This is a genomic window from Chryseobacterium sp. WX (genome assembly GCF_029542485.1).
GTDB classification, from domain to species: domain Bacteria; phylum Bacteroidota; class Bacteroidia; order Flavobacteriales; family Weeksellaceae; genus Chryseobacterium; species Chryseobacterium cucumeris.
On sequence record NZ_CP120710.1, the window covers coordinates 393,965 to 417,107 of the forward strand.

The 23,143-nt window shown below is 36.9% G+C and carries 20 protein-coding genes; 16 read left to right on the forward strand and 4 right to left on the reverse strand.

Going from position 1 to position 23,143, the window contains the following annotated elements; genetic code table 11:
- The first annotated feature begins 3 nt into the window (after positions 1-3).
- From PZ898_RS01760 to PZ898_RS01790, 7 genes are all read left to right on the forward strand, one after another.
- Positions 4-582, forward strand: a complete 579-nt coding sequence (locus tag PZ898_RS01760) for a murein L,D-transpeptidase catalytic domain-containing protein (protein WP_277694630.1) — start codon at positions 4-6, stop codon at positions 580-582.
- Positions 583-611: 29 nt separating this feature from the next.
- Positions 612-1,289, forward strand: coding sequence for a DNA repair protein RadC (gene radC, locus PZ898_RS01765; RefSeq protein ID WP_120230895.1), 678 nt, complete (start codon positions 612-614; stop codon positions 1,287-1,289).
- On the forward strand, positions 1,286-2,200 hold the full coding sequence (locus tag PZ898_RS01770; RefSeq protein WP_277694631.1) for a hypothetical protein: 915 nt from the start codon (positions 1,286-1,288) through the stop codon (positions 2,198-2,200). The genes radC and PZ898_RS01770 overlap by 4 nt, the downstream gene beginning before the upstream one ends.
- Before the next feature lie 109 nt (positions 2,201-2,309).
- Positions 2,310-3,206, forward strand: a complete 897-nt coding sequence (locus tag PZ898_RS01775) for a phytanoyl-CoA dioxygenase family protein (RefSeq protein ID WP_228432304.1) — start codon at positions 2,310-2,312, stop codon at positions 3,204-3,206.
- Positions 3,207-3,292: 86 nt separating this feature from the next.
- Entirely contained in the window at positions 3,293-4,468 is a 1,176-nt protein-coding gene (locus PZ898_RS01780) for a hypothetical protein (RefSeq protein WP_277694632.1), read from the forward strand.
- Positions 4,469-4,492: 24 nt separating this feature from the next.
- Positions 4,493-5,005, forward strand: coding sequence for a hypothetical protein (locus PZ898_RS01785; protein WP_062670185.1), 513 nt, complete (start codon positions 4,493-4,495; stop codon positions 5,003-5,005).
- 17 nt (positions 5,006-5,022) lie between these two features.
- Positions 5,023-5,634, forward strand: coding sequence for an inorganic pyrophosphatase (locus PZ898_RS01790; RefSeq protein WP_062670183.1), 612 nt, complete (start codon positions 5,023-5,025; stop codon positions 5,632-5,634).
- Positions 5,635-5,712: 78 nt separating this feature from the next.
- Here PZ898_RS01790 and PZ898_RS01795 read toward each other — a convergent pair whose 3' ends face one another.
- Positions 5,713-7,434: an amidohydrolase gene (locus tag PZ898_RS01795; RefSeq protein WP_277694633.1), complete on the reverse strand. Its 1,722-nt coding sequence runs from the start codon at positions 7,432-7,434 to the stop codon at positions 5,713-5,715.
- A 135-nt stretch (positions 7,435-7,569) separates the two neighbouring features.
- Here PZ898_RS01795 and PZ898_RS01800 point away from each other — a divergent pair, with 135 nt between their 5' ends.
- Entirely contained in the window at positions 7,570-10,302 is a 2,733-nt protein-coding gene (locus PZ898_RS01800; RefSeq protein ID WP_277694634.1) for a sodium-translocating pyrophosphatase, read from the forward strand.
- A 142-nt stretch (positions 10,303-10,444) separates the two neighbouring features.
- Here the strand turns inward: PZ898_RS01800 and PZ898_RS01805 are convergent, their stop codons facing one another.
- Positions 10,445-11,584, reverse strand: a complete 1,140-nt coding sequence (locus PZ898_RS01805) for an aminotransferase class I/II-fold pyridoxal phosphate-dependent enzyme (RefSeq protein WP_277694635.1) — start codon at positions 11,582-11,584, stop codon at positions 10,445-10,447.
- A 160-nt stretch (positions 11,585-11,744) separates the two neighbouring features.
- Here PZ898_RS01805 and PZ898_RS01810 point away from each other — a divergent pair, with 160 nt between their 5' ends.
- The 6 genes from PZ898_RS01810 to PZ898_RS01835 all read left to right on the forward strand — a co-directional run bounded on the left by PZ898_RS01810 (position 11,745) and on the right by PZ898_RS01835 (position 17,073).
- Positions 11,745-12,785: a M28 family metallopeptidase gene (locus PZ898_RS01810; protein WP_277694636.1), complete on the forward strand. Its 1,041-nt coding sequence runs from the start codon at positions 11,745-11,747 to the stop codon at positions 12,783-12,785.
- Between the two features lie 89 nt (positions 12,786-12,874).
- On the forward strand, positions 12,875-13,324 hold the full coding sequence (locus PZ898_RS01815; RefSeq protein ID WP_216444788.1) for a GNAT family N-acetyltransferase: 450 nt from the start codon (positions 12,875-12,877) through the stop codon (positions 13,322-13,324).
- Positions 13,321-13,689 carry a glyoxalase gene (locus PZ898_RS01820; RefSeq protein WP_123278404.1) on the forward strand — a complete coding sequence of 123 codons (369 nt, stop codon included), beginning with the start codon at positions 13,321-13,323 and terminating at the stop codon, positions 13,687-13,689. Before PZ898_RS01815 ends, PZ898_RS01820 begins: the two co-directional genes overlap by 4 nt.
- 2 nt (positions 13,690-13,691) lie before the next feature.
- Positions 13,692-14,192, forward strand: a complete 501-nt coding sequence (locus PZ898_RS01825) for an endonuclease V (protein WP_277694637.1) — start codon at positions 13,692-13,694, stop codon at positions 14,190-14,192.
- Between the two features lie 154 nt (positions 14,193-14,346).
- Complete coding sequence (locus tag PZ898_RS01830; RefSeq protein WP_277694638.1) at positions 14,347-15,522, forward strand: acetyl-CoA C-acyltransferase; 1,176 nt, start codon at positions 14,347-14,349, stop codon at positions 15,520-15,522.
- A gap of 240 nt (positions 15,523-15,762) precedes the next feature.
- A complete protein-coding gene (locus PZ898_RS01835; protein ID WP_277694639.1) occupies positions 15,763-17,073 on the forward strand; it encodes a GEVED domain-containing protein in 1,311 nt (436 codons plus the stop codon).
- Between the two features lie 98 nt (positions 17,074-17,171).
- Here the strand turns inward: PZ898_RS01835 and PZ898_RS01840 are convergent, their stop codons facing one another.
- Positions 17,172-20,513 carry a DEAD/DEAH box helicase gene (locus PZ898_RS01840; RefSeq protein WP_277694640.1) on the reverse strand — a complete coding sequence of 1,114 codons (3,342 nt, stop codon included), beginning with the start codon at positions 20,511-20,513 and terminating at the stop codon, positions 17,172-17,174.
- Between the two features lie 134 nt (positions 20,514-20,647).
- Here PZ898_RS01840 and PZ898_RS01845 point away from each other — a divergent pair, with 134 nt between their 5' ends.
- Together PZ898_RS01845 and PZ898_RS01850 are read left to right on the forward strand one after the other, a co-directional pair.
- A complete protein-coding gene (locus PZ898_RS01845; protein ID WP_062670162.1) occupies positions 20,648-21,445 on the forward strand; it encodes an SDR family oxidoreductase in 798 nt (265 codons plus the stop codon).
- Positions 21,446-21,522: 77 nt separating this feature from the next.
- Positions 21,523-22,437, forward strand: coding sequence for a helix-turn-helix transcriptional regulator (locus tag PZ898_RS01850; RefSeq protein ID WP_120230910.1), 915 nt, complete (start codon positions 21,523-21,525; stop codon positions 22,435-22,437).
- A 53-nt stretch (positions 22,438-22,490) separates the two neighbouring features.
- Here the strand turns inward: PZ898_RS01850 and PZ898_RS01855 are convergent, their stop codons facing one another.
- Positions 22,491-23,102: a GNAT family protein gene (locus tag PZ898_RS01855; protein WP_062670158.1), complete on the reverse strand. Its 612-nt coding sequence runs from the start codon at positions 23,100-23,102 to the stop codon at positions 22,491-22,493.
- Positions 23,103-23,143: the final 41 nt, after the last annotated feature.

The window sequence follows — 23,143 nt, forward strand, 5'->3', positions numbered from 1 at the left end:
CGGATGATGAAGCACTTTATTTTTCTTTTTTTAATTGTAATTTCCTGTTCAAAAGCTGAATCCCAGCAGTTGAACCCATCAGGTATTCCTCAAACAAGAATTTTGGAGATTAAAAATTATATAAAAGGAAAAGAGTACAATCAGGAACTGGCTGTTTTTATCAACTTTAAAATCCCATCCGGGAAGTATCGTTATTTTATTTATAACCTGAAAAATAATACGATTCTACAGCGGGCTGTAGTTTCTCATGGATCAGGCTCTGTCATTCCAAAATCAGATGCTTTGAAATTCAGTAATGTTGAAGGCTCTTATCAGTCATCACTTGGAAAATATGTCATTGGAGAAAGCTATATAGGGAAGTTTGGGAAAGCTTATCGTCTGGCAGGACTGGATGCTACCAATAGCAATGCCATGCAAAGAGCTATTGTTCTTCATTCCTACGGATGCATTCCTGACACAGAATCTCAGACTCCTGCATGTCTGAGTTTAGGATGCCCGATGCTTTCCGTCAATGCACTTAAAGAAACAGCAAAATATATTGATAGGTCTCCAAAACCTGTTATTTTATATGCTTTCTATTAATTGATAATATTCATCTATAATTTTTTTCCATGGCCATAAAACTCCTTGCCGAAGATGACAGACCCAGAGAAAAGTTTTTGCAGAAAGGCAAAGGCTCACTTTCTGATTCTGAACTTCTGGCAATTATTATGGGAAGTGGAAATAGAGAGGAAGATGCTTTGGAATTAGCAAGGAAAATTTTAGCCTCTGTCAACAACAGTTGGAATGAATTGAGCTTACTTTCTGCCAAAGATCTGATGAAATTTAAAGGTATTGGAGAATCAAAAGCCATTTCAATTATTTCAGCTTTGGAAATCGGCAGAAGAAGAGCAGTACAGGATATTCCTGAAAAAACAATTATTGGAAACAGTCATGATGCTTATGCGATTCTCAGAAACCAGCTCTCCGATCTGAGAACAGAAGAGTTCTGGACAATTTTCCTTAATAACAGCAATAAAGTAATTCATGTTTCTCAACTCACACAGGGAGGGATCAGTCAGTCTATTGTAGATGTAAGAACACTTTATAAGTCAGCTTTGGATCATTTTTCAACAGGTATTATCATTGCGCACAATCATCCTTCCGGAAGTTTAAAACCAAGCCGGGAAGATATCAATATCACACAGAAAATAAAAGAAGCGGGAAATACATTAAGCATTCAGCTTTTAGACCATATTATTGTCACGCAGGACTCTTATTTTAGCTTCTCAGACGCAGGATTATTATGATTAGAAGATTGAAATACCATGAAATTGATTTTGTAAAATATGCTCAATGTTTAGAAAATTCCGAACAAAGAAAATATTCTGCAACAAAAGATTTTTTAGATACAACTTCTACAATGCCATGGGAAATTCTTGTTTATAAAGATTATGAAGCTGTAATGCCCATACCTTTTGTAAGAAAATATGGACTGAAAATAGTGCATAATCCTAAGCTTTGTCAACAGCTTGGGGTTTTTTCCAGCAAAGATGATGTGGATCTTAATGAGACATTTTTAGAATACCTGGAAAAAAATTACATGATAAGGGCGTATCCTTTTAATGATGTCAATCAGCTTCGCACAAAAATCAGAATCAAGAAAAACTTTTTATTATATCCTGAGGCTTATGAGAAAGTATATTCGAAATATTCACCCAAAAGAAAAAGAAAACTTCGGTTAGATAAAGCTGTTTTACAAGAATCAGAAATCAAAACGATCCCTTATGAGAAAGCAAAAGCTTTTATTGAATCCAATACAATAGGATTGAATAAAGATCATGATTTGTTTGAATTCATGAGAATTTTTGAAAGCTTTTATAAGTCCGGATATCTGAAATTCACAGCTTTTTACTATAAGCATAAGATTGTTAACATGATTGCTACGTATTCGGATAGTAATATGGTAGCGCTTTTAGGAAATTTTAATGATAAAGATTATGTCAAATTATCAGGAGCATCCGTATTGATTGATCATCTCATTAAAGAAAATATAGAAACTCATATTTTTGATTTTGAAGGGGGAGAACTACCTAATATTGAAGAGTTTTTCAGAGGGTTTCGTCCCGAATTAAGACCGTACGGAATTATTGAGAATTCAAAAAAGAACCTTTTTAAAAAATTAGGATATCTTGTATTAAGAGGAAAGTCTTTTTTATGATGAAAAGCATTGTTTAGATTGGTTCTAATTAGGTAATATTCCGTAACTTTATAAAATCCTTAGTAAAACAGTTATGTTACAACAGATTCGTCAGTACAAATTATCATACATGCTTTATAACATATTTAAAAAGAATAAATTAAAGCATAATATTCCATTATATAAAAAATACGGAATCAATAAGAACTATTTTTCAAGTATTTCAAGTAAAGATTTTGCACATCTTCCGGCTAGCGAAAGAAGACTGGATGATTCAAAACTTAGGGAAACTCCTTTTTTTAAGAAACTTTCCGACGAAAATAAAGAAAGTGCTCTTCAGTATGATGAAAATGGCTATATGATTCTTAGAAATTTCCTTACTCCTGAAACGGCCGATCAGATCAATGCTGAAATTGATAAACTAATGAAGGATGGGACTTTGAAATTTATATACGGAGGAAAACTGATGTTTGCGATCCACCATTCAGAAATCATTAAAAATATTGGAAGTGATAAAGAACTGTTAGAATTTTTATCTGTTTTGCTTGACGGAAAATCCAAACTTTTCCAAAGTATCAATTTTATCAACGGCAGCCAGCAGAAAACCCATTCTGACAGTATTCATATGACCACTTATCCATTAGGTGGTTTATTAGGTGTATGGATTGCCCTGGAAGATGTAGATGAGAATAACGGAGCGCTTCATTATATTCCTAAAAGCCATAAACTCCCTTATTTCCTGAATTCTGATTATGATAATGAAGGGACAGCTTTGAAAATTGGTAAGAAAAGCTACAGAGCTTATGAAACTTTCCTGGAGGATAAAGTAAAAGAATTAGGCTTGAAGAAAGAAATCTTTAAAGCCAAAAAAGGTGATCTATTAATCTGGCATGCCAATATTCTTCACGGCGGAGAACCTCACACGGATAAAAACAGAACGAGAAAAAGTCTTGTTTACCATTTCTTTGATGAAAATAGTGTCTGTTATCATGAAGTGACACAGAGGCCGGCACTGTTTGAACTTTAATACAGAAAAATCCTCTTCGTAAAGCTTTTTAGGAATACGGGTTTAAAAAGATAGTTTTTTTACATTTGTATCCTTAATATCAGTGTATGGAAAAAAAGAAGAATATTCTTGTTTTTATATTTTCAATCTATGTATGCATGATGTCATACTACCTGTATACCCATCATTATTACAACACTGATATGGAGGCCTATATGGGGCTGATTTATAAAACGGAATATCCTGAAATGAAAATTGAAGAAATTCATCAGAAGGTATATGACGAACTGAGGGAAAAGAATCCCGACTTTGCAGGACTTGGGCCTGTTAATCCCATGGTTGAGGAAGTGGCAAAAGGAGAGAGTACTTACTATAAAATAATCTCACAAAATCCCAAAGCCTACGAAGAAGAGTTACAGCTTTTTGTGGTAAAACCTTTTTATAATTTTATCGGCTGGTCATTGTTTAAGCTTGGTTTCAGTGCTTCTGCTTCCATCTCTTTGATTTCAGTTATCTCTTATGCATTGATTCTGGTTCTGATTTTCAGCTTTTTGATAAAAATTCTGAGAAATTATCCTCTTGCCTTCATCCTTACTGTTTTGATTTCACTGTTCAAGCCATTGCCGGAATCGGCTCGGCATGTATCAGCAGATTCCTTATCATGCTTGCTACTTCTTTTGAGCTTTTATGTGTTTTTAGTGAGAAAAAATTTCTTTTTTGCAGGCATATGGGCTATGCTTTGTGTGCTTACAAGACCTGAATATTTTATTTTTTATTCATTCCTGTATTCCCTTATTTATTTTTATAGAAATAGCTTTCAGATTAAAACAGGTTTATTACTGGTATCATACGGCTATATATTTCTTTCCTTCTTTTTAATACAGGTTTTCAATCAGGTTTCTTGGTCTACACTTTTTATGAATCAGTTTACGAAAGTTCAGATTTATCCTGTGTCGCAGCCTGATCCATTTTCCTTTGCAGATTATTTTCGTTTTATTCAAAGTACTATCATGCTGGAGTTCAATACTTCCTATTTTCCAGTCCTGTTGATTTTTATAGTAGTCATTCTGGCGAATCGTTTTTCATTTTATAATAAAAAGAACCAGTCTCAGGTCTTGTTTTTTGCAATTATTTATGGAACTGTTATGCTGAGATTTTTGGTTTTTCCGTCTCTGGTAAACAGGATGATGCTTGGCTTTTATCTTATAATTATCCTTGCATTGGTCTATATACAAATTTCTAAAGTGGATATCTTTAAAAACTCTTTAGAAGACGGAAAATAATTAGTAATTTTGCAGTCTAAAATTATGACGAGTCTATCAGGATATTTACCCTATGCATTTGCATTGATTATTGCAATTCCTTTTCTGGTTTTGCTCAGACAATTTGTACACTCATACATTACTCTTAAGAACCAGGAAATCAAACTGCTTACCGTGAAATCAAATTCAGAGAACAAAGCACATTCCTACGAAAGAATGACATTGTTTCTGGACAGAATGAAACCATCCAACCTTATCCAGAGGTTTGATAGAGGACTGGCGGTTCATGAGTTTATTTTCCTGACAGAAAAAGCAATCAACGAAGAATTTGAGTATAACTCTTCACAACAGTTGTACATTACGAAAAATTCATGGAAGAATATTGTTGACTCAAAGAATGCGATTATAGAACTGCTTCACAAAACCTATGATGGATTAAAAGGAGAAGTTCAGCTGGATGAATTCAAAACGATTTTCATCATGAATTATATGGAAAGCAACGATTATATTGCTGAAACTATAGAAGATTTAAGAAAAGAAATTTTAATAATAACTTAAAAAATAACAGATAAATAATGATTCCAAATTTTAAAGCACATCCATGGCACGGAATTTCTGCAGGAGAAGATGCGCCAAATGTTGTCAACGTATTTGTGGAAATTGTTCCTTCAGATACTATTAAATATGAAGTAGATAAAGAAACAGGATACTTAAAGGTAGACAGGCCACAGAAATTCTCTAACATTATCCCGGCTTTATATGGTTTTGTACCAAGAACATACTGTGATAAAGAGGTAATGAAACTTGCTGTAGAATCAGGTGCTACTGACGTTACTATGGGTGATCATGACCCACTTGATATCTGTGTTTTAAGTTCTCACAATATCCATGCAGGAGGTTTATTGATGGAAGCTATTCCAATCGGAGGTTTCAAAATGATCGACGGAGGTGAAGCAGATGATAAAATTGTTGCAGTAATGATTAATGACCACGCTTTCGGGCACTTCAGAGATATTTCTGAATTACCGGAAGCTGAAGTAAAAAGATTGATGCACTACTTCCTTACTTATAAAAATTTACCGGATGAGCCTGCAAAATGCAGAATCCAGGAAGTTTACGGAGCTGAACACGCAAGAAAAGTGATCAAAGCTTCTCAAACAGACTATGCAGATAAATTCGGAGGATAAGATTTTTTCCCTAGAATAAAAAAGCAGATGATTTTTCATCTGCTTTTTTTGTGAATATTTTATTATGTATCAATAGGTTTAATTTCTTTTGTATACAGAATTTCCTTCTTTTATCGTTTCCAGAACCTTAATGTTTCTGAGATTTTCAGGAGTTGTGGTTAAAGGATTCTGATCAAGAATAACAAAATCAGCTAGTTTACCAGGTTTAATAGACCCTTTTCTGTTTTCTTCCTGCAATTGATAAGCTCCGTTAATGGTAATCGCTTTTAACGCTTCAAGGGTGGAGATTTTTTCATTAGGACCTAAAATCATTCCAGACCGTGTCTTTCTATTCACTGCTGCGTATACTGCTGTAATCAGATCGGGTGGTGTAACCGGAGCATCATGATGAATGGTAAAAATAATTCCTGCTTTTAATGCTGAATTTGCCGGGCTTATAAAAGAAGCTCTTTCAGGGCCGAAAACACTCGAATAATGCCAATCTCCCCATAAATAAGCATGCGTAGAAAAGTAAGAAGGGATTACTCCTAATTCTTTTATTTTTTGAATATGATCAGGTCTGCTGTTCTGTACATGAATTAATGTTGCCCGCAATTCCGGCTTGTAAATGTTTTCATCTTTTAATCTTTGAATAACACGGATGGCCTGATCAATTGCAGCATCTCCATTTACATGAAGCTGGGCAGTGATGTGATTTTGAAAAAGGACTTTCAGATCGTTGTATAAGGTTTCATCCGTAAAAATAGGGAATCCTTTATAATCCTTAGACTGACCTTCAGGAGGAACTAAATAAGGCTGGGTAAGCCAGGCCGTTTTACCTTGTGGAGAACCGTCGTCAGAAAATTTGAATCCGGCTAATTTCAGGTGATTTTCATATTTCATATACTTTGGTTTGAAACTGTTGAAATCCTTTTTGAAATATTCGTAATCCGGAAAGTAAACAACATCAGCTTTAAGAAGATGTTGGGATGCTGCTTTTTCTAACAGCGCAACACTTTCTCCCATCGTTCTCCCATCACAAATAGTAGTCTGTCCATAGCTGAGCCATTCATTCTGGGCTTTCATCAGATTTTCCATTGCATGAGCCTCTGTGTTTTTGCCTTTACCCATTTTTTCTGTGATGACCAGTAACGCGTTGAAACTTGCATTTTCTTCTAATTTTCCGTTCAGTTTTCCTGTTTTTTTATCCCTGCCAATGTGCCCTCCTTCAGGATCTTTTGATGATTCCGTTATTCCCAAAAGCTTTAGCATGGCACTGTTAGCTACACTGGCATGGCCTGAAGCATGAATAACAATGATAGGATTGGTCTTACTGATAACATCCAGTTCAGCTTTTGTAGGATGACGATGCTCTGTCATAATTGCATCATCATAACCATTTCCGATAATCGGCTGTTGATCTGTAATTTTTTTTTCTTTGATGTAGTTTTTAATGGTAATCTGTAAATCTTCAATTGAATTTACAGTGCCATAGGGTTCAGGAGATAAATCTACAACATCCATCATCCCGGCTCTTGAAGTAAGATGCCCATGAACATCTATAAAACCAGGAAGTAGAGTTTTTCCATTAAGATTAATCATTTTGGTTGCTGGCTCTGAAAAACGTTCTGCATCTGACTTTGTTCCCGCAAAAAGTATTTTCCCGTCTTTTATTGCTACAGCTTCAACCTGAAGAGGGGTGTCTTCCATTGTTATAATAGGACCACCGAAATAAAGTATTTCAGCGTTTTGTTGTGGAATCTTATTTTGACAGCTGCTTATGCTTGCAGATAAAAAAATAGTGTACAATATCCTTTTCATAAATAATTAATTCAAATCATAGTGATAAACAAATTTACAAAATAATATATTATTGTTAGTGAATTTTATTATGTGTTTATAATTTCATTATATTTATAAGACTAATCTCAATTTTTTAATATAAAATAATAAACTATGGATCTATTTGTGTTAGTGCCAATTTTTGGTGTCATAGCTTTGCTTTATACATTTCTTCAGAGCAACTGGGTCAATAAACAGAATGCTGGAAATGAAAAAATGAAAACAATCAGCGGCCATATTGCAGACGGTGCAATGGCTTTTCTAAAGGCTGAATACAAAATCTTAACGTACTTTGTTGTTGTTGTCGCCATTCTATTGGCAGTAATGGGGTCAAGTAATACCAACTCACATTGGAGTATCGGAATTGCTTTTGCCGTAGGAGCTATATTCTCTGCATCAGCAGGGTTTATCGGGATGAAAATCGCTACTAAAGCGAATGTGAGAACGGCAGAAGCTGCAAGAACTTCACTTTCAAAAGCCCTTAAAGTATCTTTTACAGGAGGCTCTGTAATGGGAATGGGAGTTGCCGGACTGGCTGTTTTAGGGTTGGGAGCTTTATTTCTGATTATTAAACAGATTTTTGCCCCTGAAGCTACAGTAGATTCTCATGAAATGGAAAAAACCATTGAAATTCTTACCGGATTTTCTCTTGGAGCTGAGTCTATTGCGCTTTTTGCAAGAGTAGGAGGTGGTATTTATACTAAGGCTGCAGACGTAGGTGCCGACCTTGTAGGAAAAGTGGAAGCCGGAATTCCTGAAGATGATCCCCGAAATCCAGCTACCATTGCAGATAATGTGGGAGACAATGTAGGAGACGTTGCTGGAATGGGAGCAGACCTTTTCGGATCGTATGTGGCGACAGTTCTTGCCACAATGGTATTAGGTAGAGAAACTGTTTCTGATGATGCTTTCGGAGGTTTTGCCCCGATTCTTTTGCCGATGCTGATTGCAGGAACAGGAATTATATTTTCAATGATCGGAACTTTATTTGTGAAAATTAATGACAATGAAGGGGCATCCACTTCCAGCGTACAAAATGCATTAAATCTTGGAAACTGGGGAAGTATTGTGATTACGGCTATTGCTTCCTATTTCCTGGTAACGTATATCCTTCCTGAAAAAATGGTTCTCAGAGGTCATGAGTTTACTAAAATGGGTGTATTCGGAGCTATCATGGTAGGTCTGGTAGTGGGAACTTTAATGAGCATTATTACAGAATATTACACTGCCATGGGGAAAAGACCCGTTTCCAGTATTGTGAGACAATCTTCTACAGGGCATGCAACCAATATTATCGGTGGGCTTTCCGTGGGAATGGAATCTACTTTGCTTCCTATTATTGTATTGGCGGGAGGAATTTATGGTTCTTATCTGTGTGCCGGGCTTTATGGAGTGGCAATTGCCGCAGCTGGAATGATGGCTACCACAGCCATGCAGCTTGCTATTGATGCTTTTGGACCTATCGCAGATAATGCCGGAGGTATTGCTGAGATGAGTGAACTTCCCAAAGAAGTACGTGAAAAAACAGATATTCTGGATGCCGTAGGAAATACAACGGCTGCTACAGGAAAAGGATTTGCCATTGCTTCAGCTGCCTTAACAGCATTGGCCTTATTTGCTGCTTTTGTAGGAATTGCAGGAATTGATGGTATTGATATTTACAGAGCAGATGTTCTTGCCGGACTTTTTGTAGGTGGGATGATTCCGTTTATCTTCTCCTCATTGGCGATTACCGCAGTAGGACAGGCTGCCATGGCAATGGTAGAAGAAGTAAGAAGACAATTCCGTGAAATTCCGGGAATTCTGGAAGGGAAAGCGCAACCGGAATATGAAAAATGTGTAGCCATTTCTACAGATGCATCCATCAGAAAAATGATGCTGCCTGGTGCGATTGCTATCGTTTCTCCTTTATTAATCGGTTTTATTTTCGGACCTGAAGTATTAGGAGGATTCCTGGCGGGAGCTACAGTATGTGGTGTGTTAATGGGAATGTTTCAGAATAACGCAGGAGGCGCGTGGGACAATGCAAAAAAATCCTTCGAAAAAGGAGTTGATATTAATGGACAGACGTATTATAAAGGTTCAGAACCACACAAAGCATCTGTAACAGGCGATACGGTGGGAGATCCGTTTAAAGATACATCAGGACCATCGATGAACATCCTGATCAAATTAATGTCAATCGTTTCTCTGGTGATTGCACCTACTTTGGCTGTTTTGCATAAAGATAAAATTGAAGCTAACAGAAAAGCAAAAATTGAAAGCCTTACAGGAATTTCCAGTAGTGCAGTAACTGTAAATGGAGATTCTAAAATAATTACGGTCATTCCGGGAGAAATTAAAGGACACCTTAATGAAAACGGAGACTTTGTATATGAAACAGGTAATATTCAGAAAATAAAACTGGACGGAGGAAAAACAATTGCTATTGGTGACGGAAGCCAGCTTTACCAACTTTACAATGTGGTGAAACAAAAAGATAAGTCTGCATTAGATCCAAATAAGTGGTATACCATTGAAAACCTTTATTTTGAAACAGGTTCAAGTGATCTGAAAGCAGAATCCGTGCTTCAATTGAATACTTTGTCAGAAATTTTAAATGCTTATCCGGATCTGAAAATAAAACTGGGCGGATATACAGATAACAGCGGTAATGAAGATAGTAACATCAAATTATCCAATCTGAGAGCACAGACAGCCAAACTTAAACTGCTCGAACTAGGTATTTCCGGAGACAGAATAGAAGCAGAAGGATATGGTTCACAGCATCCTGTTTGTGAAGCTAATGACACTGATGAATGCAAAGCAAAAAACAGAAGAATTGATGTAAGAGTATTGGCTCTTTAAAATCAATGTGAAAATAGTACAAAAGCATCGCTATGGCGGTGCTTTTTCACGTCTATCCATGTCATAAAAAATCCAGGCAAAAAATATCAGCCATCATCTGTGAAAATTTGTGTGATCTTTGGGAAAAGCAAATCCAGAAAAATCAAAGACTTCTTTTCAAATGCTCCAAAGCCTGAATAATCAATTCATCTTTTTTAGCAAAACTAAACCTGATATAATCAGAATTATCTCTGGAATTGTAAAAAGCAGAAAGTGGAAGGCAGGAAACCTTCTTATCAATGGTAAGCCATTTTGAAAACTCTACATCTGTCATGCTTTTAGAAATAGTCCTGAAATTGACAACCTGAAAAACACTTCCTTCCGCTTGTTGTTCGATCTGAAGCGGTGTTTCTTTAATCATTTCATTAAAAATATCTCTTTTTTTCTGCATGTGTTTTTTATTGAGATCCGGATCAAATACGTCGAGATATTTTGCGATAGCATATTGTGCAGGAGCATTGGCACTGTAAGAAATATACTGCTGATGACATTGAAATTTTGTTGTTAAAACTTCTGAAGCAAGCATATAGCTCACTTTCCAGCCGGAAGTATGAAACATTTTGCCAAAAGAAAAAATACAGAAAGTCTTTTCCCTAAGTTCAGGATGAACAAAAGAACTGTAATGTTCAGTTTCATCATAACAATAAGTATCATATATTTCTTCTGAAATCAAATAAATATCACGGTCTTTGATCAGTTCATAGAGCTGATTCCAGTCTTCTTTTTTCCATATTTTTCCGGTTGGATTCTGGGGAGAGTTGACAATGACTGCTCTTGTCTTTTCAGTAATACAGTCTTTAAACAGATTCCAATCTATGGTAAAATCACCATCAAGATCATAATAAACAGGAATTCCGCCATTCATTACAACAGCGGGTCCGTACGTATAGTAGGAGGGTTGAATAATAATAACTTCATCACCCTGATTAATAATTGATTTAAGAGAAGTATATAAAGCAAAGGTTGCACAGGGTACAATCGTGATTTCCTTTGTGGTAACCGTTATTTGATGAGCTCGTTTTGCATTGAATCTGATAATGCTCTCCATCAGCACAGGATTGCCTGCAAGAGGTTCATAGTGATGCGTGTTGTGTTCAGCAGCTTCCTTTAAAAATACTTTCAGGCGTTCATCAATATCAAAATCGGGAAGCCCCAGAGAAAGATCAAAGCTTCCGTGCCTGGCTGCCAGCTCGGACATTTCTGTAAAAAAGGAATAATGATTAAATCCGTAAATTTCTTTCACTTATTTTGTATTTTTATCAAATATAATAAAATTTTAATATCAAAATTACACTTAAGCTTGTATGTTGGTAGATTTGTAATGAACTGCATATTATTTTGTCCTATTGATTATTAATACTGGGATTCAATAAAAATTGTTATTTTTAAGAAATTTATCTTTTATGAGAAAAATACTTATTCCGTTGTTGGCAATGGCTGTAGTAACCAGTTGTGGAACGGCAAAAATATCTGACGGGAATGCTTCACATCCTGTTTCAACAAAACATAACAAAGCGTTTAACAATGCCTATAAAGAGATTAATGCAGAGGATTTAAAGAAAAACCTTTACGTCATTGCAGCAGACGATATGGAAGGGCGGGATACCGGAAGCAAAGGACAGAAAAAAGCGGGTGAGTATATGATTAATTACTATAAGAATCTGGATATTTCAGCTCCTAAAGCACTAGGCTCTTACTATCAGAAAGTACCGTCTGAATTCATGAAGAAAAGAGGAGGAGGTAACCTTCCGGATTCTGAAAATATTTTAGCTTTTATTGAAGGAAGTGAAAAACCGGACGAGATTGTGGTGGTTTCTGCTCATTATGATCACGTAGGTACCAAAAATGGAGTTGTGTACAATGGAGCAGACGATGACGGAAGTGGAACTGTAGCTGTAATGGAAATTGCAAAAGCATTCCAACAGGCTAAAAAAGCAGGAAAAGGGCCTAAAAGATCTATTCTGTTTCTTCATGTTACAGGAGAGGAACATGGACTTTTCGGTTCAGAATATTATTCCGAAAATCCTGTTTTCCCGTTAGCCAATACCGTGGTTGATCTTAATATTGATATGATCGGACGTGATGATCCTGCCAACAGAGGAAAACAATATGTCTATGTGATTGGTTCTGAAATGTTGAGCTCCCAACTTAAAGTAATCAACGAAGCGGCGAACAAAAGAACCAACAACCTGGAACTGAATTACAAATACGATGACTTGAATGACCCTGAACAATTGTATTACCGTTCGGACCACTATAATTTTGCCAAGCATAATATTCCTGTAGCATTTTTCTTTGATGGTATTCATGAAGATTATCACAAACCAGGTGATGATCCTGAAAAAATTGATTATCAGTTGCTGGAGAAAAGAACCCAGCTTATTTTTACCACTGCATGGGATATTGCCAACAGAGAAGAAAGAATTGTGGTTGACAGAAAATAATTATTAATTTTAATTGGAATGATATTTTTTTAAACCTTGATAAGGTTAAAAAAATATCATTCCTGTAAACTGCCAGCAAAAACATTACCATGAAAACAATAATCCGGGAAGCAAAGCCAGAAGATATCCCACAAATACAGATTGTGAGAAACTCCGTGAAAGAAAACACGCTGTCAGATCCTGGATTGGTTACCGATAAAGATTGTGAGGAATTTCTATTCCAAAGAGGAAAAGGTTGGGTTTGTGAGATGGAAGATCAGATCGTTGGTTTTTCCATTGCAGATCTGAAAGAAAACAATATCTGGGCACTCTTTGTGCATCCGGATTTTGAAAACCTTGGAATAGGCAGGAAACTCCATGATATTATGCTGGACTGGTATTTTGAACAAAATAAAGATTCCGTATGGCTGGGTACTTCACCTGGAACAAGGGCTGAAATCTTTTACAGAAAATCTGGATGGAAGGAAGCTGGAACCCATGGAAAAGGAGAAATCAAGTTTCAAATGATCTCTGAAAACTGGAAAAATAAAAAATTATGATACCAAAACTGAAATCCATCAGACCTTTTATCGGAGCGCAAAACTTTGAGATCAGCAGAAATTTTTACAGAGATATGGGATTTCAAGAAGTGGTTCTGGAATCTAAATTGTCTTTATTTACAAGAGAAGAAATCGGTTTTTATCTCCAGGATTATTATGCAAAAGACTGGGTGGATAATACCATGATCTTTATGGAAGTTGCCAATACTGATGAATTCTGGAAAGAACTTTTGTCTCTGGAGCTTACAAAAAAATATGAAAATGTGAGGCTTACTCCTGTAAGAACAATGGATTGGGGGAAAGAGTGCTTTGTACATGATCCGTCAGGAATATTGTGGCACTTCGGTGAGTTTTTTAAGAAATAAATATGATTTACGCATTTGATACCTATTATTATGAGGATTATGCCAATACCGTGTGTATTGCATTTGAAGACTGGACCTCTGAAAAAGAAGTGGAAGTCTTTATAGAACAGATTCCCGTAAGTTCAGAATATGAAAGCGGGGCTTTTTACAAAAGAGAATTACCCTGTATTTTGAGCCTGCTAAAAAAAATAACATTAAGACCAGAAGACATTATCATTGTTGATGGATATGTCACTTTGGATAATGATGGGAAAATTGGCTTAGGCGGCCATCTTTATGAAGAACTGAAAGAAAAATATCCTATTGTTGGGATTGCAAAGAATGAATTTAGAACTCCTGATTCCCAACGAAGAAATGCAGTTCGTGGAGAAAGTAAAACCCCACTTTTTGTAACAGCGAAAGGAATAGATGTAGATGAAGTTCAATTAAAAGTACAACAGATGCATGGCGATTACAGAATGCCTACGCTGTTGAAAAGATTAGACCAACTAAGCAGAGCATAAATAATAAAGTCTTACAAAAAGTAAGATTTTTTTTGTCTATGAATATACCGATTGGTATATTTTAATTATCTTTGTTATATTCCTTTGTCAATATAAAAAAGGATTTTTTTTAATCAAAAATATACTGATCGGTATGTTGTAAAAAATAAATTCTATGAAAGAAGTATTTATAGTCGCCGCAAAACGAACCCCGGTGGGTGGTTTTATGGGAAGCCTCTCTGGATTTACAGCACCACAGTTGGGAGCTATTGCCATTCAGAACGCTTATGAAGGTATCAATCTATCACCAGAGCATATAGACAGTGTATATATGGGAAATGTGCTAAGCGCAGGACTCGGACAGTCGCCAGCCAGACAGGCTGCGATTTTTGCTAAAATTCCCGTTGATAAAGATGCTACGACAATCAACAAAGTCTGTGCATCCGGAATGAAAGCGGCAATGATCGGGGCTCAGCAGATCCAGCTTGGAATGGAGCATATTGTTATGACGGGAGGAATGGAAAGCATGAGCAACGTTCCGCATTATGTCAAAATCCGTCAGGGGACAAAACTGGGAGATACGAATCTTACTGATGGATTGATTAAAGACGGGCTATGGGATGTCTACAATGATTTCCACATGGGAAGTGCAGCGGAATTAGGCGTGAAAAAATATGGACTTACCAGACAGGAACTTGATGATTATGCCCTTCTCTCATACCAGAGAGCTCAGGAAGCGGCAAAAAACGACAAGATTGGCAACGAATTGATCCCAATATCGATTGAAAGTAAAAAAGGAACTACAATCGTTAGTAAAGACGAAGATATTGATAAACTGATCCCAGAGAAAATTTCCCTTTTGAAACCTGCATTTGAAGCCGACGGAACACTTACAGCAGCCAATTCCAGCAATCTGAATGATGGTGCTGCAGCCCTTTTACTAGCGTCTTCTGAAGCAATAGAGCAACATAATTTAAAACCACTGGCAAAAATAATAGCCTATGCAGATGCCGCTCAGGCACCGGAATGGTTTACCACTTCACCTTCCATCGCTATTCAGAAATTGTTGAAACAAACAGGTCTCAATCTGTCAGATATCGACTTTTTTGAAATTAATGAAGCGTATTCTTCAGTAATTCTATCCAATCAAAAAATTCTGGATTATGATATCAGCAAGGTAAATGTATACGGAGGAGCAGTTGCATTGGGACATCCGATCGGTGCTTCGGGAGCAAGAATTATAACCACTTTAGTGAATGTTTTAAACCAGGAAAAAGGGAAGTATGGAATTGCTGCCATCTGTAATGGAGGAGGAGGCGCTTCCGCAGTTCTTATCGAAAATATAGACTAAAAGGGATAAATTACCTTAGATTTCAATTATTATATTAAAAAAGATCTTTCTTAAAGTTAAATTTGAGAAGGATCTTTTGCGTTGGTAACAGATTGATTATCCATTGGTAAAGCAGAATATTCAATGAGTTCAGACGAAATTTAAGACTCTATTTTTATTAAGCTGACAAATATCATTACATTGTTATTTTTATTCATTCTAAATAAATATAAATTTGTCCCAAGAAATTGAACAAAGAAAATGAAAAAAATAACTACTCTTTCTGGTATTGTACTTGCATCCCTGACGAATGCGCAGCTGCAATATTGTATGCCAACCTTTCAGTACGGAGCTGACAGCAACATGATCAGTAATGTAACTTTCGGAACGATTAATAATTCCTCATCCATTCAATCCTCCAATGCACAAATTTATGAGAACTTTACAGCAATATCTACAGACCTGCAGCTGGGAAATTCCTATCCGATATCTGTGAAAGGGCCATCCAGTACATTTCCAAGTGATGTAGTTGTTTTTATAGACTTTAATCAGAACGGAAATTTTGATGATGCAGGAGAGAGCTTTTATATCGGAAGACTTGATGCCGCTAATCCGGCCAATGCTTTTACAGTCAATAATACCATAGTAATCCCGGTCAATGCTGCCATCGGAAGTACAAGAATGAGAGTTCTTAAAAATACCAATGTTCAGGCCTATTCAAATCCTGCTGCTCCGAACTCTATCAGTTCAGCTTGTGACAGTAGCTTAAGAGCAGGGCAGACGGAAGATTATACGGTTAATATCATAGGAAATACGGCCAGTTTCCCGGCTCCTTACTGTGGTACTGAAAATATTACAAGCCTGACCGTGAGTGAGATAAGTACAGTAGAATTTGCCGGAGTTGTTAGAAACAGTGCACTTGACGGCAATTCTGATGTTCTTGAAAACTTTACAGCAACAGTGTTCAATGTGAACCGTGGAAATACTTATCCTATAAGTGTGACAGGTGGTACCCATGGCCAGACTACCGTATCTGCCTATGCTTATATTGATTTTAACCATAATAATCAGTTTGATGCTGATGAACAATTTAATCTGGGCTATCTGGATAATTCCAATCCGGTTTCCGGTCATGAGTCCGGGGTGATAACAGGTAATATCACCATACCGGCAGGAGCGCAGTTGGGAGAAACCCGTTTCAGACTGGTAAAAGCCTATGAATCCAATTCCTGGATGGGAGCTTTGAAGAATCTTCCGTGTCCTTCAGATTGGTTTATCGGTCAGGCAGAGGATTATACTTTAAATATTCAGCCTGAAAGTCTTTCAACATCAGAAGTTTCCAAAGAGTTACTAGCCCAGATGAACATATATCCGAACCCTACATCAGGTTCAGTGGCAATCAAGATGAAGGAAGGATTGGAGAAATACGAGATTTACAATATGTCCGGACAAAAGATGCTGGAAGGGAATTCGATGACGATTTCAATGGACCGGTTTGTTCCAGGAACTTACTTGATCAAAATTCATACAAAAAATCAGAAAACAGCTACAGAAAAGATTATTAAAAAATAGACACATCATATCTAAATCATATCCATATCAATTTTTGTTTTTTAATCGACAGGTCTTTTACCTGTCGGTTTTTTATTTGCTGTTTTTAAGCTTTTATATTACGATTCAGATCCCAGTAAATCCATCAAATCCTGCTTAGACAATCCCTGAAGTTTTTTTCCGTCAGTGGCAAGCAGATTCTGAGCCAGCTGTTTTTTCTTTTTCTGCAGCGTAAGAATTTTTTCTTCTACAGTATTGGAGCATATCATCCTTACCGCAATTACATTTTTGGTTTGTCCTATACGGTAACTTCGGTCAATAGCCTGGTTTTCAGCTGCAGGATTCCACCATGGATCTACAAGGTAAATATAATCTGCCTTCGTAAGATTGAGGCCCACGCCTCCAGCTTTTAAGCTAATCAAAAATACACGAATGTCTTCATTGTTTTGAAAATGAGTGACCTTTTCCCCTCTGTCTTTCGTTTGACCTGTTAAATATTCAAACTGAATATTGTGGCGTTCCAGTTCTGTCTTTATGAGGTCCAGCATACCCACAAACTGTGAGAAAACAAGGATTTTATGATCTTTGGATTTTCCGAGGATCTGTTCCATCAGAATTTCGATTTTAACGGCATTTTCACCGGAGTATCCCTCTTTCATCAGAACAGGGGAATTACAGATCTGTCTCAGCCTCGTAAGGCCTGTAAGAACATGCATACTTTTCTTGTTCAGATCATCGTCATCATTGGCGGCAATAAATTCTCGAAGTTCCTTTTCATAAGCATCATAAATTTTGCGCTGTTCCGTATTCATTTCACAGTAGATTACTGTTTCAGTTTTCTGCGGAAGTTCTTTGGCAACCTGTTTCTTAGTTCTTCTGAGGATAAATGGCTTTATCTTTTGCTGAAGCTCTATGGCACGTTTGCTGTACTCAAATTTATCAATAGGGATAGCATAAATGTCTTTAAAATACTGTTTGCTTCCCAACAATCCGGGACAGGCAAAAGAAAGCTGACTGTAAAGATCAAAAGTGCTGTTTTCAACGGGCGTCCCCGTTAGTACGATTCTGTTTCTTGATTGAAGCAGACGTGCCGCTTTATACCTTTCTGAATTAGGATTTTTAATCACCTGTGATTCATCCAGAAACACATAATTGAAATTAAGCTTTTTCAAAAATTGAATGTCCGAAAGTAGCATTCCGTAAGTGGTAAGAACTACTTCGTAATCAGGCATATGAGCGGTTGTTTTTGGACGGTCTGCACCATAATGAAGCAGAACTTTTATGGAAGGTGCAAATCTGCTGATCTCTTCCTGCCAGTTGAAAATCAGGGAAGTAGGAACGACAATAAGATTCGTGGCGTGTCCCCGTTTTTCCCTCTGCGAAAGGATAAAAGCAATGATCTGAATGGTTTTTCCAAGCCCCATATCATCTGCCAGACATCCTCCGAAGTTGAAACTGTCAAGAAAATTAAGCCAGTTGAGTCCGTCATGCTGATAATCTCTCAGCTCAGCATTCAGCTCAGCAGGAACAGTCGTTTCCGGGATGTCTTTTACTTTTGAAAACTTTGTAGAATAGGAGGTGAGTTCTTCCTGAATCTCCTTGCTCAGAATTTCTTTTTCAAACAGTGACGTTACCTCCGAAAAATTGATTTTCGGAATCTTTAAAAGCTCTTCATCAATTTCTCCTGCTCTGAAATAAGCAGCTATCTTTTCCATCCATTCTTCGGGAAGAATTCCCATGCTGCCATCATCCAGCTGGACAAATTTACTCTTATTCCGGATGGCCCGGTGAAGCTGTTTCAGAGAAGCTTCTTTGGGACCAAATCCTACTTTCAGTTTAGCGTTAAACCAATCCAGTCCGCTGGTAATCTGAATATTGATTTTTGCCCGGTGAGGGTTTAATTTATTGTTTTTTAATTCGTTAAAACCAAGTATGATGATTCCTTCATTTCTCCAGGTCTCAAATGCTTCAAGAAACCAGTTGTTATCCAGGAACTTATCCCTGTGGAGATAAAAATACTGATAGCCGTCCATCTGGTCTTCAAAATCAGGGTGCTGCTGCATCACCAAAGAAGTAAAGCGGGCTTCGGCTGATTCATTTCTTTCTATTTTAAATGGATTTCCATTCTGATCGGTATCAAAAATCTGCTTCCTGGAATAGACCGGGACTTCCACATCACCATATTTCATAACGGGAGTAATTCCTATATAATTTTCCTGCTGACGGAGATAAATGACTTTTTCAGTCTGATAATTCTTGTCTTCAAGTTGTACTTTTGTTGCAGGTCGTATATAATTGTAATTGATATTAATACGTTCTTCTAAAGAAGAGAGAATGTCCTGCATAAATGCTTCATATTTTGAAGAATGAACCAGTAATATTTCATTATGAGCCCTAAAGAACCGGATGATTCTGAGCATGTCAGGATCGTCTACAAAGTTGAAAACGTTACGGTTATAAACAAAATAATCATTTCTGAGAACAATATTTTTAAAGGGAAGAGCAATGTCATTAAACAACAGTTCTCCGGTGATTTCAAAAAACGGATCTTTCTTAAATACAAATAATTGAACCTCTGCATCTAAAGTGTTTAATTCAATATGGGAAAGTGACTTTGCGGAAACGGTTTCTGCGATTTCCCGGTCATGATAATAGACTTCCAGCTCCAGAGGATTCTTTACAATGAGCTTTAAAGCTTCCAGTTCTGAAGGATTATAATCTTCATTGTAATTATTCTGAAAAGAAGAGATAGCAGTGTAAAATTTAATATCTGCAGGTTTCTCCGCTTTCCATATGAGCTGCATGGCATCTACGGGAGTGACCGGATTTTTGATTTTTCCTGATTGCGTTATCTCTGCCTCCATAAGAGAGAAGGTCATGTGATTGTAATAACGGTGTTTACCGATAACCATTATTTGCTTTTTACCCGATTCCAATACTGCCAACTCATCCAGTTTAGAAGGAAGCTGAGGAAGTAGATCTCCTGTCAGCATTACATCATCTACAGGAAGTATTTCCTTGATTTTGGGCAATATCTGAATTTGGCCATCTTTGTATTCCAATTCAAAATACTGATCCAGATCCGGCTCGTTTTCCAGACCATATCCTCTGGCTTTAGGGAGAAATATTTTCTTGCGTAGTGTTTCATCAAAAAACAATCGATAATTTTTATCTTCAATAATGCAGTGAATAATCTCTGCCTGATGAGTACAAAGCTGTTTTTTTTCATGGTCACAGGTGCAGGAACAGAGTAATGAACTGTTGATTTTGCTGATACTGACCACCGGAAAATCCTGCAGTGAAGATTGTTTTGTAAATATTCCTGTATTGTTTTCAATAGCAACAGGATAGATTTCACGAAAATCCCTGATCCCGATAAATGCACTGTCTGAGGTATGTTTCAGCAGGTCATATACGGAAAGTGTACTGATATTGATGTTGTCAAGAATATATTCTGCCATAAAAATAGATCGGGACAAACTTACAAAAAACAAATATATTGAAGAATCCGTTTTGGCTACACCTTACCCCATTTTGGCAACTCGGGCGTTTGTTGTAATGCAGAACTTTGTCCTGTAATTTTAAACCAAGAAAAATGAAAACAATTTTTATAACAGGTGCTTCTACAGGATTAGGAAAAGCAGCTGCCCAATTATTTCAAAACAACGGATGGAAAGTAATCGCCACTATGAGAAACCCTGAAGCAGCAGCTGATCTTGCCGCTTTGGAGAATGTAACTCTACTTCCGCTGGATGTTACCAATCCGGAACAGATTAAGTCTACTGTAAAGCAGGCTCTTGAACTTGGAGACATCGATGTGGTGTATAATAACGCAGGATATGGCCTTATAGGACCTTTGGAAGCGCTTTCTGATGATCAGATCGTCAAACAGCTTGACACGAATTTATTAGGGGTTATACGCGTTACACAGGCATTTATTCCTTACTTCAGAGAACAGAAAAGAGGAATGTTCATTTCTACAACGTCTATAGGAGGACTGGTAGCATTCCCATTGGGTTCTACTTATCACGCGACCAAGTGGGCGCTTGAAGGGTGGAGTGAAAGCTTAGCTTTTGAGCTTAATACTTTGGGAATTGATATTAAAACGGTGTCTCCCGGAGGAATCAAGACGGATTTTGTAAGCCGTTCTCTGGACTCAGCATCCAGTCCTGCTTATGAAGACATGACGAATTCTCTGTTTTCTAAAATGGAAGGGATGATGGAAGCGGCTTCTACACCGGAACAGATTGCAGCAGTAGTCTATGAGGCTGCAACAGATGGTAAAAAACAACTGAGATATGTGGCCGGAGAAGATGCTAAAGCCATCTATGCACAGCGTCTTGAACTAGGTGATGAAGCATTCAGAGAGCAGTTCGGAAAACAGTTTATGTAATCAGATTTTTGAAAGACAGTATAAAGTAAATTACATTTGTACTGTCTTTTTACTCCAATAATTTATAATTTTATATCATGGAAAAGAAAGATAATATTCCACTGAAGATCTCATCCATATCAGAATTACACGATATGTTGCAGCTGCCCAAGCCACTTCATCCGTTGGTAAGCCTTGTGGATAATACGAAAATGAGCATCAGAAAAGATATGCTGAAGAGAAGCTTTATCCTGAATTTTTATAAGATCTCATATAAATATTCCACGGTCGGGAAAATGGGTTACGGACAGGGATATTATGACTTCAATGAGGGAGGAATGATGTTTACGGCTCCCGGTCAGGTTCTTTCTACTGATGAGAATGCAGAATACTGCGGGTATACTTTGCTGGTACATCCGGATTTCATCAGAAGTTATCCTTTGGCAAAGAATATCAAAAACTTCGGTTTCTTTTCTTATGATACGAATGAAGCACTGCACTTGTCTGATCAGGAAAAGACAACGATAACAGGCTTGTTGGATAATATTGGAAATGAATTAAATACAGCTATTGATGAAGTGAGTCAGGACGTTATTGTTTCTTATATTGATGTGCTTCTCAATTACAGCAACCGTTTTTATAAAAGACAGTTTATCACCAGAAAGGCGGTTAATAATGATGTACTGGCTAAAATGGATATAGTGCTGGAAAAGTATTTTAACGAGCAGGAAACCTTAAATAAGGGGCTTCCTACGGTAGAATTTCTGGCCTCCACACTCAATCTGTCACCCCATTATCTGAGTGATATGCTTCGTAACCTTACCGGATTAAATGCCCAGCAGCATATTCACGAAAAACTGATTGAAAAGGCGAAAGAATATCTTACTACCACAGGTTTTTCTGTATCTGAAGTAGCGTATGCTCTTGGATTTGAACATCCGCAGTCTTTCAATAAGCTGTTTAAAAAGAAAACCGATAAAACACCTCTGAGTTACAGACAGTCTTTCAACTAAATAAATAAAAAACACCTGGTTCAAATATCAGGTGTTTTTTTATTGTATACTTTTTAGCCAACACGTTGCTTTTCTTTGATCAAAGCTTCAATTTTGCTTTTTGCAGCTGCCCATTCATCATTCAAAATACTGTAATAAGCGGCATTTCTTGTAGTACCATCGCTGAGAACTTTGTCTTTACGTAAAATACCTTCAAATACACCACCGATTTTTTCGATCGCTTTTCGTGATCTGAAATTATCGTCTTTCGTTTTCAACTGTACCCTGTTTGTTTTCAGTACATTAAAGCAGAAGGTGAGGAGCAGTAATTTGCATTCAAGATTGATGGCTGTTCCCCAGAACTCTTTGGTGATCCATGTCCATCCGATTTCCAGTTTTCTGTCTGCCGGATATATTTCAAAAAAGCGTGTGGAACCAATCAGTTTTCCGGTTTCTTTATGTCGTATTACAAATGGATATTGATTTCCGGTTTCTCTTTCTGATAAGGCGAATTCATACGTTTTATAAAACCGGGTTTCTTCAGAACAATCGGTAGGAATCAGTTCCCAGAGTTCTTTATCTGAAGCAGCAGCATATAATTCTTCAAAATGCTCTTTTTCAAGGGGAATTAATTCAACAGTTTCTCCTTCCAAAATAGTTGGATAGACGATCCATTTTTCTTTCATGGCTCATTTTTTATACAACGAAATTAATAAAAAATGAAAAT

What these genes read in the sequence shown, in the direction of transcription:
- PZ898_RS01775 (WP_228432304.1), top strand. Translation starts at nt 2,310, where the DNA reads ATGCTTTATAACATATTTAAAAAGAATAAATTAAAGCATAATATTCCA.
- radC (WP_120230895.1), top strand. Translation starts at nt 612, where the DNA reads ATGGCCATAAAACTCCTTGCCGAAGATGACAGACCCAGAGAAAAGTTT.
- PZ898_RS01785 (WP_062670185.1), top strand. Translation starts at nt 4,493, where the DNA reads ATGACGAGTCTATCAGGATATTTACCCTATGCATTTGCATTGATTATT.
- PZ898_RS01820 (WP_123278404.1), top strand. Translation starts at nt 13,321, where the DNA reads ATGATACCAAAACTGAAATCCATCAGACCTTTTATCGGAGCGCAAAAC.
- PZ898_RS01795 (WP_277694633.1), bottom strand. Translation starts at nt 7,434, where the DNA reads ATGAAAAGGATATTGTACACTATTTTTTTATCTGCAAGCATAAGCAGC.
- PZ898_RS01855 (WP_062670158.1), bottom strand. Translation starts at nt 23,102, where the DNA reads ATGAAAGAAAAATGGATCGTCTATCCAACTATTTTGGAAGGAGAAACT.
- PZ898_RS01770 (WP_277694631.1), top strand. Translation starts at nt 1,286, where the DNA reads ATGATTAGAAGATTGAAATACCATGAAATTGATTTTGTAAAATATGCT.
- PZ898_RS01760 (WP_277694630.1), top strand. Translation starts at nt 4, where the DNA reads ATGATGAAGCACTTTATTTTTCTTTTTTTAATTGTAATTTCCTGTTCA.
- PZ898_RS01825 (WP_277694637.1), top strand. Translation starts at nt 13,692, where the DNA reads ATGATTTACGCATTTGATACCTATTATTATGAGGATTATGCCAATACC.
- PZ898_RS01810 (WP_277694636.1), top strand. Translation starts at nt 11,745, where the DNA reads ATGAGAAAAATACTTATTCCGTTGTTGGCAATGGCTGTAGTAACCAGT.
- PZ898_RS01830 (WP_277694638.1), top strand. Translation starts at nt 14,347, where the DNA reads ATGAAAGAAGTATTTATAGTCGCCGCAAAACGAACCCCGGTGGGTGGT.
- PZ898_RS01780 (WP_277694632.1), top strand. Translation starts at nt 3,293, where the DNA reads ATGGAAAAAAAGAAGAATATTCTTGTTTTTATATTTTCAATCTATGTA.
- PZ898_RS01835 (WP_277694639.1), top strand. Translation starts at nt 15,763, where the DNA reads ATGAAAAAAATAACTACTCTTTCTGGTATTGTACTTGCATCCCTGACG.
- PZ898_RS01800 (WP_277694634.1), top strand. Translation starts at nt 7,570, where the DNA reads ATGGATCTATTTGTGTTAGTGCCAATTTTTGGTGTCATAGCTTTGCTT.
- PZ898_RS01790 (WP_062670183.1), top strand. Translation starts at nt 5,023, where the DNA reads ATGATTCCAAATTTTAAAGCACATCCATGGCACGGAATTTCTGCAGGA.
- PZ898_RS01815 (WP_216444788.1), top strand. Translation starts at nt 12,875, where the DNA reads ATGAAAACAATAATCCGGGAAGCAAAGCCAGAAGATATCCCACAAATA.
- PZ898_RS01845 (WP_062670162.1), top strand. Translation starts at nt 20,648, where the DNA reads ATGAAAACAATTTTTATAACAGGTGCTTCTACAGGATTAGGAAAAGCA.
- PZ898_RS01850 (WP_120230910.1), top strand. Translation starts at nt 21,523, where the DNA reads ATGGAAAAGAAAGATAATATTCCACTGAAGATCTCATCCATATCAGAA.
- PZ898_RS01840 (WP_277694640.1), bottom strand. Translation starts at nt 20,513, where the DNA reads ATGGCAGAATATATTCTTGACAACATCAATATCAGTACACTTTCCGTA.